Origin of the sequence: Candidatus Poriferisodalis sp., from assembly GCF_965208925.1 — a bacterium.
Taxonomy (GTDB): Bacteria; Actinomycetota; Acidimicrobiia; order Acidimicrobiales; family Poriferisodalaceae; genus Poriferisodalis.
In genome coordinates this window covers 2,191,479-2,206,450 of record NZ_OZ242364.1, presented here as the reverse complement: position 1 = coordinate 2,206,450, position 14,972 = coordinate 2,191,479, and the positions used below count along the sequence as shown (strand labels likewise).

Genomic DNA, 14,972 nt, shown 5'->3' with positions numbered 1-14,972 from the left:
CATGGTGACTCACTCATGACTCATCAAGGAGCAACTATATGGACCAACTCACTGTTCGGGGCTTCGGCGACGACCTCAGTGAGGCGATGGAGCGATTTGCGGAGACCGAAGGCGTCTCGCTGAACAAGGCGGCACTGCGACTCCTGCGCAAGGGTGCCGGGCTCTCTGAAGTCGCCGATGCCGACGACTCCATCGGCTCGTCTCTCGATCACCTAATCGGCAGCTGGTCGCAAGAGGAATATCTGGAGGTGGTGGCCGTCTTGAAGGAGCTCGATGTGATCGACGAGGAGGCCTGGCTGTGAGGCTCTTGCTCGACACCAGCGCATACACACTGCTGATGCGCGGCCAGAACGAGGTTGGTCAGCTCGTAAGGCGCGCACGAGAGCTGTTGATTTCGGCAGTCGTGATCGGCGAGCTCATGGCCGGATTCCGCGGTGGCACACGTCTAGGGCAGAATCTGGACTCCCTGCGATCCTTCTTGGACAGCCCACGCGTATCGATCGTCGAAGTCGGCCACGTCACCGCGGACCGGTACTCGCGCATCTCTGCCGCTCTTCGCGCGAAGGGCCGACCGATTCCCTCCAACGACGTCTGGATCGCTGCCCACGCCATGGAGACGGGTGCAGACCTCGTCTCAGCCGATCAACATTTCAGGCACATCGACGGGATTGTCTGGACTCCGATCAGTGCCTACTGATCCGGCACGCAACAGCACCGGGTACGTCCCGCCGCCGTATCCCTATGACCGGCTGGACGAGCTGAAGCCGCTCGCCGACCAGCACGACGGCGGGTTGGTGGACCTCTCGATCGGCACACCGGTGGACCCGCCCACGCCCGCCGTGCTGGCTGCTCTGGGTGGGTCAGGATCCGAACGCGGCTACCCGCCTTCGATCGGCACGCCCGAGCTGCGGGAGGCAGCTGCGCATTGGTGCGAACAGCGGCTCAGCGTGCAGGTCGACGCCGCGACGGAGGTGGCGGCCACGATCGGCTCGAAGGAGTTCGTGGCGGGACTGCCCCACTGGCTGCGCCTGCGCAGCCCCGGACGCGACACGGTGCTGTTTCCCGAGATCAGCTACCCGAGCTATGCCATGGGAGCTGAGCTGGCCGGCTGCCGGGCGGTGCCGGTGCCCGCAGACGAACACTGGTCGATCCAGCTCGACGCAATCTCCGAGTCCGATGCCGAGCGGGCCCTGGCGCTGTGGGTCAACACGCCGGGCAACCCCGCCGGCGGCCTCGATGACCTTGCTGCGGCCGCGAGGTGGGGCCGGGAGCGAGGCGTGCCGGTGTTCAGCGATGAGTGCTACGCCGAGTTCACCTGGGACGGTTCGCCCCGGACGATCCTGTCGCCGACCGACGCTGGCACCGCTGCCGGCCGCTCTCCGCGCGCAGAAACGGCCGGCGTGGTGGCCGTTCACTCGCTGTCCAAGCGATCCAACCTGGCCGGCGTGAGAGTGGGCTTCTACGCAGGCGATCCCGAGCTCGTGCACTACCTGCGGGAGGTTCGCAAGCACGCCGGCTTCATGGTCCCAGGCCCGGCCCAGGCAGCGGCCGTCGCAGCACTCGCCGACCAGACCCATGTCGCTGAGCAACGAGAGCGATACCGCAGCCGCCTGGAGCGCCTGGCGCGCATCGTCGGCCGCTTCGGCCCCGAGCCCCCGCTTCCGCGAGGGGGGTTCTACCTGTGGGCCGCTGCTCCCGGCGGCGACGCCTGGACGTTCACTCGCACGCTGCTCGCCGAGGCGGGCATTCTGGTCTCGCCCGGTGAGTTCTACGGAGCCGCTGCTGCGGGCTACGTCAGGATTGCGGCGGTGCTGACCGAAGACGCGCTCGAACTGGTCGAATCCCGCCTCAACTGAAGCTTCAATCTCGACTTGAGGCTTTGGCGTGGCTGCGGCGGTCAAGTCTCAAGCTGGGCCACCTCATCAGCCATCGCCAGGACGCTCCCGTGCGGAATCCACGTGATCCGGGGGTCTCGGGCAAACCAACGCACCTGCCGGCGGGCGAATCGCCGGGTGCGTGCAATGGCGGTCTCGAGCGCCTCGTCGAGCGAGCACTCCCCCGATACGTAGGCACGCAGCTCCTTGTAACCGAGAGCCTGCGCAGCGGTGCGTGACAGCGGCCCGTCCATCAACCGCCGCACCTCTTCGAGAAAACCGTGCGCCATCTGATGCCGGTATCGATCGGCGATGCGCTGGTCGAGCGTGGCGCGGTCGGTCTCGATGCCCACGAGTCGAAAGGGCACCTCGGGGTAGGTCTGCAAGCCGGGTCCGTATGACGAGAACGGCCGGCCGGTTCCGAGGCACACCGACAACGCCCGCACGATCCGGCGCAGGTTGGTCGGCTCCATGCGGGACGCGGCCACAGGGTCCAGCTCGGCCAGCCGACGGTGCAGTTCGGCTGCGCCAGGTGCGTGGCCATTCCCAGCCCGCTGAGGTGAAGCCGCGCCTGCCGTGCTCTCGCCGACACTGCGCCCCTCCCCTGCTGGCGCTGCATCGGAGATCACAGCGGCTTCGGCTTCGAGCTCGGCGGCGATGTCGGCGAACTCGGGCGGCGGCCGGAGGCCGTCGATGACAGCGCGCAGGTACAGGCCGGTGCCGCCGACCAGCAGCGGGACCGCGCCGCGGCGGGCGATGTCGGCTATGGCCGCCTCGAAGGCCGTCGCATAGTCGACGACGGTGAAGCGCTCCGCTGGATCGACGAGGTCGATGAGGTGGTGCCGAACCTCCGCCTGCTCGGCGGCGGAGGGCTTGGCGGTGCCGATGTCCATGCCGCGGTACACCTGCATCGAGTCGACCGATACGAGTTCGATCGGGTTCGCCGAGCCTGACGCCACGGCGCGTCGTGCCAGATCGAGGGCCAGCGCCGACTTGCCCGTCGCTGTCGGGCCGACGATCACCAGCGGCGGCTCGATGGGGTCGCCGCCCATGGCATGCCTCGCAGCGAACGGCTCAGCGAGCGGCGACCGGAATGCGGGTGCGGTGCCGTGCCGGCGCCGTCACCTCCACCAGCTCGCCGTTCAGGTGAAAGGTGGCTGCCTCCTGGACGCGCACCCGGGCATAGGTGCCGGTACGCAGCGGTTCGGAGGCTGAGAAGTGGACGAGACGGTTCTGCCGGGTTCGGCCCGTGAGCACGGCTGGATCCCGCTTGGACGGTCCCTCCACGAGGACATCCTCGATGCGTCCGATGCGGGATTCGTTGCCGAGGCGTGCGGAGCGCTCGATCACGTTTCGCAGCCGCTCCATGCGCTCAGCCGACACCGCAGGGGCGACGAACCGGTCGGCCAGCTCTGCGGCCTCGGTGCCGGGCCGCGGCGAGAAGACGAACGTGAATGCGCTGTCGAAGCGGGCCTCCGCGGCCAGCTCGAGCGTCTCGGCAAAGTCCGCCTCGGTCTCGCCGGGGAAGCCCACAATGATGTCAGTGCTGACCGCGAGATCGTCGATGCCGGCGCGGGCGGCAGCCAGCCGTTCCAGGTAGCGCTGGGCGGTGTAACCCCGGTGCATAGCGGCGAGCACCTCGTCGCTGCCGGACTGCAGCGGCAGGTGCAGGTGCTCGCACACCGCAAGCGTCTCGGCCATGGCCGATATCACCTCGGCCCGCAGATCCTTGGGATGCGGGCTGGTGAAGCGCACTCGCTCGATGCCGTCGACGTCGCCGACGGCGCGCAGCAAGTCTCCGAAGAGCGGCCGCGCCGAACGACGGCCGGCCGACCACACCCCGCCGGCCCGCCAGGCGGCAACGTCGTGCGGCGCGCCCATCGGCCAGTCGGGCGGCGCGGCGGCCTCGCGGGTGCCCATTGCGGCGGCGGCCGCAGGCTGCGCCGGGTTCGCGCCGGTCGTGCTGCGCAGGGCCAGCGTGACATCGCGGCCGTAGCTGTTGACGTTCTGGCCCAGAAGGGTGACCTCGCTGACGCCGTCGGCTGCCAGGCAGCGCACCTCGTCGATGAGCTCGCCGAACGGCCGGGAGATCTCGCGCCCCCGCACCGACGGCACGATGCAGAACGCGCAGGTGTTGTCGCATCCGATCTGGATCGTGACCCATGCGGCGTGCTGAGCATCCCGCCGTACAGGCAGCGCCGATGGGAACTCGTCGGACTCGGCCAGGATCTCCGTCACCGGGCCCGACACGCGGGCCTCGCTCAGCAGGTCAGCCGCACGGGCCACGTTGTGCGTGCCGAAGACCACATCGACGTGAGGGGCCCGCTGCCGCACGAGATCCCGGTCTTTCTGCGCCAGGCAGCCTGCGACTGCGATCTGCACCTCGGGCCGTTCCTCCTTGAGGCGCTTGAGGTGCCCGAGCTGCCCGTAGAGCTTGTTGTCGGCGTTCTCACGGATGCAGCAGGTGTTGAGCACGATGACGTCGGCATCGGCCATCGTGTCCGCGGCAACGAGATCGTCGGCTTCGAGCAGGCCAGCGATCCGCTCGGAGTCGTGCTCGTTCATCTGGCACCCGTAGGTGCGCACGAAATAGCTGCGCCGGCCCCCGTTCCCGTCGACTCGCTCGCCTGCAGCCACGACGTCAAGGCTAGGGCCGCGCCCAGAAGCCGAAGGCAGATCGAACCCAGTCAGATCAGGCTGCAGTCAGCGCTGCGTGAAGGCGAAGTTCTCCGACATGTTGTCGCGGGCGTGGGACATGAAGCCGAGGTACTGCTTGATGTTGCCGTTGAAGTTGCCGTCCTGTCGGCGGTTCTCCGCGCCCTCGAAGTTGTAGTAGCCGGGGGTGCAGTCACGGTTGCGGGTGGTCTTGCCGCGGTTGGCGATGACCTGCTGCACCCACCACTCCTCGGCTTCGGGCAAGCAGTCCATGGACTGCAACCCGCCCCGGCGCACGAAGTCGATGCACTCCGCGATGTGCTCGCCTTGGCTGTTCAGCACGTCAGTGAGGTTGAATGCGAAGAACGCTTGGTAGCCGCCCATGATGAACAGGTTCGGGTAGCCGGCAGTGTGGATGCCCAGCAGCGTGCGGATGCCGTCTGCGTACTTGTCGTTCAGCTCCAGGCCATGCTCGCCGACGATGCGGTTGTAGATGCCGGTGCGCTGCACCTCGAACCCGGTGGCGTAGATCAGCAGGTCGAGCTCATACTGCACGCCGTCGAAGAGCGGGCCGTGCTCGGCGATCTGGGTGATGCCCTTGCCCTGGGTGTCGACCAGGTGCACATTCGGCCGGTTGAACGTCGGCAGGTAGTCGTTGTGAAAGCACGGCCGCTTGCACATGAGCATGTACCAGGGCTTGAGCGCCTCGGCCGTCGCCGGGTCATCCACGACCTCGTCGATGCGCCGGTGGATGCGCATCATGGCGTCGATGTTGGCGTTCTCCTGGCGGCGGATCTTCTCCTCGCGTGACATCGCCGCGCGGCGCGCCTTCTGCTCCTCGCTGATACGAGGCCCTGCCATTGCCCGCTCGCGTCGGCGCGCCTGCCAGCCCGGTTGCAGCTTCGCCGCCCACTCGGCGTCGGTCTCCCAGTCGTCGCGGATGTCGATCGAGGACGGCGTCCGCTGGAAGACGTAGAGCTCCTTCGCCATCTCGCCGAGCTGTGGGATGGCCTGCACCGCGGTCGCGCCGGTGCCGATGATGCCGACCCGCTTGTCGCTGAGCTTCTCGAGGTCGGCGCCGGTGTAGTCGTAGTCCCACCGCGATGTGTGGAAGGAGTGCCCGGCGAACTGCTCCATGCCTTCGATGACGGCCAGTTTCGGTTTGGCCAGCGTCCCATTGGCGCAGATGACGAATTGGGCCGTGATCTCATCGCCGCGGTCGGTGCCGATCCGCCACACCTCGGCGTCGCCGTCCCAGACGGTCGACGTCACGGTGGTCTGGAACATCGCCAGGTCGTACAGCTCGTACTTGCGGGCGATCAGCCGGCAGTACTCGTAGATCTCGTCGCCGGTGGCGTAGTGCCGCGTCGGCACATAGCCGGTCTCGTCCAGCAGGGGCAAGTAGTCGTACGAGACGACATCGCAGGCCACCCCCGGATACCGGTTCCAATACCAGGTGCCGCCGACATCGGCGCCGCGCTCGACGATGCGGATGCTCTCGACGCCTTTCTGGCGCAGCCGGGCAGAGGTCAGCAGTGCCGAGAACCCGCCCCCGATGAACAGCACCTCGACCTCGTCGTGCACGGGCGGACGCTCGATGCGCTCAGCCGCGTACGGATCCTCCTCGTAGCGGGCGAATTCGCCGACGAGTTCGGATGTGTAGATCTGCGTGCCCGGCGGCCGGTAGCTCAGCCGCAGGTCGCGTTCTTCTGCGAACCGCCGCTTGATGTCGTCGTAATACGACTGCGGTGGGCGCCCGTCTACCTCGCGGGAATAGTCGAAGTTGAAGACGTTCTGCGGCTTGTCGGCCTTTTGCTTCCCGGTCTGCTGCGCCACCTGACTCTCCCCGATCCGAGGCTCCTGATCCGAAACCGGATCGCCCCGCTCGCCTTCGACCGGATCAGGCTAGAGCAACACCGTCGTGCGGGTCAGTCGACGCTGGCGCCCTCGGCTCGTGCCGACTGCGCATCGTCAAGGCGGTCGAGCACGTCGGCATTGTCGTCTGCCTCGCCATCGGCGCCGATGCCGAGCGCCGAACGGATCCGCCCGTCGATCTCGACGGTGACCTCGGGATTGGCGATCAGGAATTTCTTGGCGTTCTCGCGGCCCTGACCCAGCTGCTCGCCCTCGTAGGTGTACCAAGCACCCGACTTCTTGACGATGCCATGCTCGACGCCCACGTCGAGCAGCGAGCCCTCACGGCTGATGCCCTGCCCGTACATGATGTCGAACTCGGCCTGGCGGAACGGCGGCGCCACCTTGTTCTTGACGACCTTGACGCGGGTGCGCCCGCCCACCACCTCGCCCTCGACCTTGATGGCCTCGATGCGGCGGATGTCGATGCGGACTGACGAATAGAACTTCAGCGCCCGGCCGCCCGAGGTGGTCTCGGGGCTGCCGAACATCACGCCGATCTTCTCGCGCAGCTGGTTGATGAACACGCAGATCGTCTTGGTCTTGTTCAGGTTGGCAGTGAGCTTGCGCAGCGCCTGGGACATGAGACGCGCCTGCAGGCCGACATGGGTGTCGCCCATCTCGCCCTCGATCTCGGCCCGTGGCGTGAGCGCGGCCACCGAGTCGACGACCACGACATCGATGGCACCCGAGCGGATGAGCATGTCGGTGATCTCGAGCGCCTGCTCGCCGGTGTCGGGCTGGGAGATCAGCAGCTCGTCGACATCGACGCCGATGTTCTTCGCATACACCGGATCCATCGCGTGCTCGGCGTCGACATAGGCGCACACGCCCCCGGTTCGCTGCGCCTCGGCCACCAAGTGCATGGCGAGCGTGGACTTGCCCGATGCCTCCGGGCCGTACACCTCCACCACCCGGCCGCGGGGAAAGCCCCCGATGCCGAGCGCCAAGTCGATCGCGAGGCTGCCCGAGGAGATCGCCTCGACCGCCATGTGATGCTTCTCGCCCATCTTCATCACGGAGCCGTCGCCAAACTGGCGGCGGATCTGCGTGAGCGTCATATCCAGCGCTCGGTCCCGTTCTGTGTCCTGCTGGCTCATGTCGTCCTCCTCGGACTCCCGTTCGGCCGCACCCGGTGTGCGATGCCGTCTTGGGGCACCGTAGGAGCGGGGTGTGACAACTCACGGGTGAATTTCTGCCGACCCGTAATGACAGCAATGTAGTTCCGAACATCAGTTCGTGTCAAGGCAAGGCAGGCACAGTGACCCAGCCATGTGGCACGCTGCGCTCCATGAGCCCCCCTGCTGAGAATTCCACTGCGATGACCGACAGCGACTTCGAGCTGCTGCACATCGAGCGCGACGCGGGTGTCGTGTTCGCCACCATCGACGCTCCGCCGATCAACGTGATGACACCTGCGCTGTTCCGCGAACTCGCCAAGTTCAGCGTTCACGTCGCCGATGACGACTCGGTGCGGGTGGTGGTGCTGCGCAGCGACAATCCGGACTTCTTCATCGCCCACTTCGACGTGACAGCGATTTTGGGCTACCCCACCGACGGTCCCGCCGAGCGGCCCACCGAACACGTCGGGTTCCACGCCATGTGCGAGACGTACCGCACGATGCCCAAAGCCACCATCGTCGAGATCGGCGGCCGTGTCGGCGGAGGCGGCAGCGAGCTGTCCATGTCGTGCGACATGCGCTTCGGCGCGCTGGGCCGCACCGTCATCAACCAGATGGAGGTGCCGATCGGCATCCTGCCCGGCGGCACCGGCACCCAGCGCCTCCCCCGTCTGGTGGGCCGCGGCCGTGCCATGGAGGTGATCCTCGGCGGCGTCGACATCGATGCTCGCACGGCCGAGCAGTGGGGTTACCTGAACCGGGCGCTGCCCGCGGACGAGCTGCGGCCGTTCGTGACCGATCTGGCATACCGCATCGCGAAGTTCCCGCCCCAAGCGGTGGCTCTGGCCAAGCAGGCCGTCAATGCGGCCGATGAGCTCCCCCTGCGCGAGGGCATGTTCGAGGAGCGGTACCTCTTCCAGCGGCTCCTGCGCACGCCCCAAGCCCAGCCCGCCATGGAGCAGTTCCTGGAGCTGGGCGGGCAGACGCGCGACGGCGAGATGCGGGTCGGCCATCTCGTCGCCGGCATCAGCACCGACGGCGGCGGGCTCGCCGGCGACGGCGACAACACCGGCACCGGCGGCCTCGACGGCGACGACACAGGCGACTGAATCCCGCTCCTGTGGCCGATGCCGCTCCCCCGCTCGCGAGCCAGCCTGAGCTGATCGACTCATGGCGCGCCTGGCTGGTGGCGGTCGGCGCCGGCCTGTCGTGCGGCGTGGCCTTCGGCACCATCTACACGTTCGGTGCGTTCATCGAGTCGATGTCCGCCGAGTTCGGCGCCGGCCAGGGCGGCACCTCGGTCATGATCGGGATCGCCACGCTTCTGTTCTTCAGCACCGGAATCATCTCGGGTCCGCTGTTGCATCGGCTGGGACCGCGACCGCTGCTCGCAGTGGGCGGGGCGATGTTCGTGGCCGGCCTGGTCCTGACGTCGTCGGTCTCGCAGATCTGGCACGGCTACGTCGTCTACGGCATCGGCTGCGGATTCGGTGCCGGCCTGTTCGTCTCGCCGCTGTTCGCGACCGCTGCGTCGTGGTTTCTGCGGAACCGGGCAGTGTCGCAGGGACTGGTAGCGACCGGACCGGGCTTGGGCACCATGTTCTTGGTGCCGCTCGCCGAGCGCATGATCGAGAATCTGGGCTGGCGCGAGGCGTTCCGTTGGCTCGCCGTCATCGGAGCGATCACGTTCGTCGTGTGCTTCGTGCTGGTGCGGCGCACGCCGATTGTCGCGACTGCTCATCCACGCGAGCACGTTCGCCGCGTCTGCCGAACGAAGGCCTTCTGGCTCTTGACGATCGGCTCCGCGCTGTTCGCGGTGCCGGTGATCGGATCGCTCGCTGCCATCATCCCCTTCGCCCGCTCGGTCGGCATCAGCGCCAGCGCAGCGGCGTGGCTGCTGTCGGTCGTCGGCGGCGCGAGCATCGTCGGCCGCCTGCTGCTGACCAGCTTTGCCCGGGCGCTCGGATCGGTGCGCTTGCTGACGATCAGCTTCGGGATGCTGCCGGTCGCGTACGTCATCTGGTTCCTCGCATCCGACCGCTACTGGCAGATCGTGGTGTTCGCCGTGTTGCTGGGCGTCGGCTACGGCGGTTTCGTCGCGCTGCAGGGCGATGTCACGCCGCACCTGTTCGGCGTGGCGGGCATCGGGTCGGTGCTGGGCCGCCTGTTCTTCTGCTACGGCATCGGCAGCATGGTGGGCCCGATCCTCATGCTCACGATGCACGAGCAAACCGGCGGGACGCTCGTGCCCATCGCCGTCGTGGCAGTGTTCGCCCTGGCAGGAACGCTGGTCATCTCCAGACTGACCCGCGACCCGGTGCCGCTCGGTCCTCCCGATGGCGGCCCGCCACCGAGACGCACGCCCGTGCAACTGTCTCCCCCCAGCGTCTGGATGCCTGTGCGAGAAAGCAGCGGCATCGGCGCTTGACCGTGGGCGGCGGGCTCGTCCTCGTTGGTGGTGCGGGCGGGCCGCGACATCAGCACCCGACAGCGGGCAGCGGGCGCTGCGCGGCTCTATCGTCAAGCGCCGTGGAACGACCGCTCGAAGACGTGCTGGTGCTGGACCTGACCCGCGCCGTGGCGGGGCCGATCACCGGTCGCCTCCTCGCCGACTTGGGCGCCCGGGTGGTGAAGATCGAGCCTCCTGATGCCGACCTCACCAGGTTCATCGTTCCCAACGTCGACGGGTTCTCGCCCTACTTCGCGCAATTCAACGTCGGCAAGGAGTGCGTCTCGCTTGACCTGACCCGGCCCGCAGGCCGCGACGTGCTGCTGTCGATGGTCCCCAAGGCCGACATCGTGCTGGAGAACTACCGACCGGGCGTGCTCGACAAGCTGGGGCTGGGCTACGACGTGCTCAGCGAGATCAACCCCGGCATCATCGTGGCGTCGGTGTCGGGCTGGGGGCACGGCAACAGTCGCAGCGGCCGGGGAGCGTTCGCGTCGGTGCTGCACGCCGAGGCCGGCGTGACCGAGATGGTTTTCCGGCGGCGGGGCGGCGACGCCTATCGCAACGACCCGATGTCGCACGCCGACACCTACACCGGGCTGCATGCACTGGGGGCCGTCCTGGCGGCGCTGCACATGCGCGTGCGAACTGGACGCGGCCAGACCGTCGAGGTGTCGATGGCCGAAAGCACGCTCATGTGCAACGACCAGGCCGCGACCGACCTGACTGGCCAGGATCCGCTGATCGGCTTCAAGGGCGGGCAGAACTGGGCGGCGGTGTACCCACTGTCGAACGGCCGCCATATCACGGTGACGCTCGATCTGACCGCCAACTTCGGCTTCAAGGTGATCGCGGCTGCGATGAACCGGCCAGATCTGCGCGACGACCCGCGTTTCGCACGCATCGAGGATCGCGTGCTGCATCGCGATGAGATCGAAGCCATCTTCGGCGAGTGGGTGAGCCAATTCGACAGCGCCGAAGCAGTCGAGGCGGCGATCGGCGTGAAGTCGGTGATGGCAGCAGAAGTGCGCACCGTGGCCGAGCTTGCCGCGACCGACTGGGCAGCTGAGCGTGGTGCATTCGTCGACATCGTTGGGGGCGAGGCCGCCGCGCCGATGACCGTCCCGCAATCGCCGTGGCGCTTCAGGGAGGCCGATGCCGGTCTGGCGCCCGGAGCTGTCGCCGGTGACCGGGGTCAGCACAATCGCGAGGTGCTACGCGACCTCGCTGGCCTCGACGACAGGGCGATCGATGCGCTCGAAGACGAGGGCATCGTCTCAGCCGGCGAGGCAATCCGCCGGCCGAGTGCCCCTCGACGCAACTGATCAGCCAAACCGGATCAGCTCCTGAGCATCGGCTTGGTCATGGGTCTTTACGGGCCGGATGCGATCATGCGGTCGTAGTCATCGTGAGCGCCGATCCACACCCAGATGAAGTCGTCGCCGTCTGCGACGGCGAGCGCTCGATGGTCTCGGCTGACCCGCGCAGACCAGAACTTGCCGACCTTCTTGAAGCGCAGTGACGGGTGCGCCGGATCATGTTCGAGTCGCTCGAAGCTCCGTTCAGCGGCGCGCTGGACCGGCGGCGGCAGACGACTGAAGCGATCCCAGAACTGGGGTGTTGTCCGATGCATCGGGACGCAGCTGAGTGCGCCTACAGCGCCGAGAGCGATCCCTGCTGCTTCGAGGAGTCTGCCTCATCGATCAGGAAGTCCAAGCTGCCCGATGTGGCGTCTGCGTCGATTTGGTCGTCCCAGCGATTCCAATCCAGCTCGCTCATCCAGGCGCGCAACTCCGCGTAGTCGTCGGCCGGCAGGCTGCGAATCGAAGCTTGGATGTCCGAGATGCTCGTCATGATGCGGTCCTCAGCGCAACGGGGGCCTTGCTCGCCGACGTTCGACACTCCCCCGAGTGCGTACCCGAGTGTATGGCCCGGCCCGCCGGTCGGAGGTCGCATTCAGGCTGCTGGATTCGAACTCGCATCGGCGGGCGGTCTACGAGAGCAGGGTTCCACCGATGTGGTCGACGAAGGCGGCCACTTCGTCGACGGTCTGGCCGTTGGGCAGCAGCACCAAGCGATCCACGCCCATCTCGGCGAAGCGCTCGACCATCTCGGGCGTCGGGCGCACCCGTGGCGTGACGCTGATCTCGAGCCGGCCGAGCTCGACGGGCCGGTCGTAGCGAGCGCCGGCCTCGATCCCTGCCAGCTAGCGGAACTGAGGCGCCACCTCGTGGATGAACAGATCCATGGAGTGCTTCTTGGCCTCCATGGGGCCGAAGGTGAAGTCGGGGATGATCAGCTCGTCCACACCCACTTGCCGGTACTGCTCGACCACCTCGCTGACCTCATCGGGCGTGCCGACGATGGTGGCACGGCCGAGATCCATCGAGCGGAATCGATCCAGCTTCGCCGAGTCCTCGTTGATGAACAGCAGCGCGCACGCCGAGCGGCCGATCTCGCCGGGATCGCGACCGATCGCCTCGCAGTGCCCGTCGAGCACACCGCACAGCTCCGCGATGTCGTCGGGCATGCCCCAGTAGTTCCATTCGGTTGCCCAGCGGGCCGTGGTGCGCAGCGTGCGTTTCCGACCGCCGCCGCCGATCAACAGCGGGACCGGCGACTGCACCGGCTTGGGATCCAGCGGCGCCTCGGCCACGGTGTAGTGGTCGCCGGCCAGGTTGGTGCGGTGATTGCCCAGCAGCGAGCTGATGATCTCGACGGCTTCGTCGAAGCGATCCATGCGGCTGCGCAGCGTCCCGAAGTCGAAGCCGTAGGCCTCGTGCTCGTTCTCCTGCCAGCCGGCGCCGATGCCCAGCACCACCCGACCCCCGGAGATGTGATCGATGGTCGTCGCGATCTTGGCCGTCAGCGCCGGGTTGCGGTAGGTGTTGCCGGCCACCAGCGGGCCCAGGCGCACCCGGGGCACCGCCACCGCCAGCGCCGCGAGCACCGACCACGCCTCGTGGACCGGCTGGTCCACGTTCTCCTCGTTGGGCATGAAGTGGTCAGCAAACCACAGGCCGTCCCAGCCGGTGGCTTCCGCGTGCTGGCAGCACTCGATGATCGCCGAGATCTCTTGATCGTTCTTCGTCCAGAATCCGAAACGCATCGGGACAGCCTGCCACCTCGAGGCTGGGTCCGCAGTTGATGGCAGGCCCGTCGGCGTCGGGGGCGCCGTCGGGCGCGGGCGGGGAGTCCGCAGGCGCCACGGGACGCGTGTCAGGGGACGCGGGCTGCGCCGAAGCCGGCGACGATCAGCACCTGGGAGGGCCAGTCGGCGTCGGGGTCGCCGTCGGGCGCCAGCGGGGTCCACAGGCGCAGCTCGCCGGTGATCTCTGCGGCGCCGGGGCCGTGTGCTCGGGCGCGCCAGTCACCGACGAAGGTGTCGGGCGGGGGTGCCTCGCCGGGCAGCGGCTCAGCGTCGGGCGGGGGTGCCTCGCCGGGCAGCGGCTCGGCGACCGTCACGATGCCCGACCATCCCGGCCATGCGCTGGCTTCGCCGGCGCCGTCCGGGGCGCCGCGGGGCTCCGCGAGGCCGAGGGTGAGCGGGCTCCATGGCAGCGGCGGTCCGGCGCCGGGCTCGAGGGTGGCGTGATCGAGGGGGATGATCACCACGCTGTCGATGCTGCCGCTGAGCTCTGCCGTGTCGCCGGCGGGCGCGAGGACAAGGGTGACGTCGGCGGCGAGGCCGTAGCGCTGCTGGTTCCAGAACAGGTGGCCGCTGACGCGCCCGCGCCACGAGGCGGGCGGCTGGGGCTGGCTGTCCGCGGCTTCGCCGTAGGCGAGACCGCCCTTGGTGGCCACGACGCGCTCGGGGAACATGCCCACCGGCGCCACCGTCCACCAGCCGTAGCCGGAGTGCTCGAGGCGGCGATCGCCGGCGTCGTGCGACACCGCCAGCGCCACATCGTGGGTGGCGTCGGGACGGCCGGGGGGCGGGCAGTCGGTGCGGTTCCACAGCCCGGCACCGGCGACGGGATGGCCGGGATCACCCCAGCCGGGCACGGCGTGGGCGGGCTCATAGCGGTAGTAGGCGCCGAAGGGATAGCTGGTGTGCAGCTTCATGTCCCAGCCGCCGTCAGCGGCACGCAGCAGCGCCTTGGTGCCCGCTGACGCCCGCTGCAACGGCACCGCGGCGCGGTCGTCGGCCAGCAACGCCGCCGCATCGCCCACGGCGTCGCCGTCGCCGCTGTCCGCGCCGCCTGCGCCCGAACCGATGCCGGCAGAACCGGTGTCTGCGCCGGCGCCGTCGAGCGCCCGGCCGATGATGTCGCCGTCGAGATCGGCCTGGTCGAACAGCGCTGACAACGGCGTCGGCTCGGGCCACTCTACGGCCGCCTGGGAATCGCCCCCGGGCGCCCAGGCCCGACCCGGGTAGTGCGTGAGATGCTCGGCCGACACGATGTCGCCTCGCTTCCAGGGCCGTCCGGAGGGAGTCTCGCCGGGCCCGTCGTCGGGACCGCAGCCGGTCACGACCGGACCCGCGCCGGTCACGGCCTCATCCGGTCCGGGCGGCCCCGCCAGATCCCGCGTCACCTCGAGTTGCACCTGCAGCGCCCGCAGCGACCACTCGATCATCGGCTGCCCGCTGACCTGCGCAGTCACCTCGAACAGGTAGTCGCCGTACTCGGGCAGGCCCGCCACCACACGACCCCGGTCCGCCGGGTCGCTGAGCCCCTCGCCGCATGCGACCGCGCCGGCCACCCCCAGCTCGAGATGGCCCGGCGTGCGGTACACGCAGGTGAAACCGGTGATGCGCGCTGCGCGGCTCTCGTCCACCTTCCACGAGAGCACGACGCCCGAGCGGCCGACCTCGGCGCTCAACTCGGTGAGCAGGTAGCCGCCGCTGGCCGGCGCCGTCGAGGTCACCACCGGGGCGCGCCCGGTGCACCCCGCCAGGGCCGCAGCAGCCACGACGGCTGCGAGCAGCCACGTGCGCATGCCGCGCGACGGCCGGGC

Annotated in this window: 15 protein-coding genes; 6 read left to right on the top strand and 9 right to left on the bottom strand. The window is 68.5% G+C overall.

Features of this window, described 5'->3' with window-relative positions:
- Window positions 1-38 precede the first annotated feature (38 nt).
- From ACOGI5_RS09740 to ACOGI5_RS09730, 3 genes are read left to right on the top strand one after another with little or no spacing between them, the layout of a single operon-like run.
- A complete protein-coding gene (locus ACOGI5_RS09740; RefSeq protein ID WP_419864224.1) occupies window positions 39-302 on the top strand; it encodes a hypothetical protein in 264 nt (87 codons plus the stop codon).
- The gene (locus ACOGI5_RS09735) at window positions 299-697 is read left to right on the top strand and encodes a type II toxin-antitoxin system VapC family toxin (RefSeq protein WP_419864223.1); all 399 of its coding nucleotides are present in this window, start codon (window positions 299-301) and stop codon (window positions 695-697) included. Before ACOGI5_RS09740 ends, ACOGI5_RS09735 begins: the two co-directional genes overlap by 4 nt.
- Entirely contained in the window at window positions 687-1,856 is a 1,170-nt protein-coding gene (locus tag ACOGI5_RS09730) for an aminotransferase class I/II-fold pyridoxal phosphate-dependent enzyme (protein WP_419864222.1), read from the top strand. Before ACOGI5_RS09735 ends, ACOGI5_RS09730 begins: the two co-directional genes overlap by 11 nt.
- Before the next feature lie 41 nt (window positions 1,857-1,897).
- On the opposite strand, the gene ACOGI5_RS09725 is transcribed toward ACOGI5_RS09730, so the two are convergent.
- The 4 genes from ACOGI5_RS09725 to recA all read right to left on the bottom strand — a co-directional run bounded on the left by ACOGI5_RS09725 (window position 1,898) and on the right by recA (window position 7,543).
- The gene (locus ACOGI5_RS09725; RefSeq protein WP_419864221.1) at window positions 1,898-2,926 is read right to left on the bottom strand and encodes a tRNA (adenosine(37)-N6)-dimethylallyltransferase; all 1,029 of its coding nucleotides are present in this window, start codon (window positions 2,924-2,926) and stop codon (window positions 1,898-1,900) included.
- Window positions 2,927-2,948: 22 nt separating this feature from the next.
- Window positions 2,949-4,511 (bottom strand): MiaB/RimO family radical SAM methylthiotransferase, encoded by a 1,563-nt coding sequence (locus ACOGI5_RS09720; RefSeq protein ID WP_419864220.1) that lies wholly within the window; start codon window positions 4,509-4,511, stop codon window positions 2,949-2,951.
- Window positions 4,512-4,577: 66 nt separating this feature from the next.
- Complete coding sequence (locus ACOGI5_RS09715) at window positions 4,578-6,365, bottom strand: flavin-containing monooxygenase (RefSeq protein WP_419864219.1); 1,788 nt, start codon at window positions 6,363-6,365, stop codon at window positions 4,578-4,580.
- 92 nt (window positions 6,366-6,457) lie between these two features.
- The gene (gene recA, locus ACOGI5_RS09710; protein ID WP_419864218.1) at window positions 6,458-7,543 is read right to left on the bottom strand and encodes a recombinase RecA; all 1,086 of its coding nucleotides are present in this window, start codon (window positions 7,541-7,543) and stop codon (window positions 6,458-6,460) included.
- Window positions 7,544-7,734: 191 nt separating this feature from the next.
- On the opposite strand from recA, the gene ACOGI5_RS09705 reads away from it, so the two are divergent.
- From ACOGI5_RS09705 to ACOGI5_RS09695, 3 genes are all read left to right on the top strand, one after another.
- Window positions 7,735-8,673 (top strand): enoyl-CoA hydratase/isomerase family protein, encoded by a 939-nt coding sequence (locus tag ACOGI5_RS09705; protein ID WP_419864217.1) that lies wholly within the window; start codon window positions 7,735-7,737, stop codon window positions 8,671-8,673.
- Window positions 8,674-8,684: 11 nt separating this feature from the next.
- Complete coding sequence (locus ACOGI5_RS09700; protein WP_419864216.1) at window positions 8,685-9,992, top strand: MFS transporter; 1,308 nt, start codon at window positions 8,685-8,687, stop codon at window positions 9,990-9,992.
- Window positions 9,993-10,093: 101 nt separating this feature from the next.
- Window positions 10,094-11,338 carry a CaiB/BaiF CoA transferase family protein gene (locus tag ACOGI5_RS09695; RefSeq protein WP_419864215.1) on the top strand — a complete coding sequence of 415 codons (1,245 nt, stop codon included), beginning with the start codon at window positions 10,094-10,096 and terminating at the stop codon, window positions 11,336-11,338.
- Between the two features lie 47 nt (window positions 11,339-11,385).
- Here ACOGI5_RS09695 and ACOGI5_RS09690 read toward each other — a convergent pair whose 3' ends face one another.
- From ACOGI5_RS09690 to ACOGI5_RS09670, 5 genes are all read right to left on the bottom strand, one after another.
- Window positions 11,386-11,646, bottom strand: a complete 261-nt coding sequence (locus ACOGI5_RS09690) for a hypothetical protein (protein ID WP_419864214.1) — start codon at window positions 11,644-11,646, stop codon at window positions 11,386-11,388.
- Between the two features lie 20 nt (window positions 11,647-11,666).
- Complete coding sequence (locus tag ACOGI5_RS09685) at window positions 11,667-11,867, bottom strand: hypothetical protein (protein ID WP_419864213.1); 201 nt, start codon at window positions 11,865-11,867, stop codon at window positions 11,667-11,669.
- Between the two features lie 139 nt (window positions 11,868-12,006).
- Entirely contained in the window at window positions 12,007-12,141 is a 135-nt protein-coding gene (locus tag ACOGI5_RS09680; protein ID WP_419864212.1) for a hypothetical protein, read from the bottom strand.
- 78 nt (window positions 12,142-12,219) lie between these two features.
- Complete coding sequence (locus ACOGI5_RS09675) at window positions 12,220-13,122, bottom strand: TIGR03560 family F420-dependent LLM class oxidoreductase (RefSeq protein WP_419864211.1); 903 nt, start codon at window positions 13,120-13,122, stop codon at window positions 12,220-12,222.
- A 110-nt stretch (window positions 13,123-13,232) separates the two neighbouring features.
- A complete protein-coding gene (locus ACOGI5_RS09670; protein WP_419864210.1) occupies window positions 13,233-14,954 on the bottom strand; it encodes a hypothetical protein in 1,722 nt (573 codons plus the stop codon).
- Window positions 14,955-14,972: the final 18 nt, after the last annotated feature.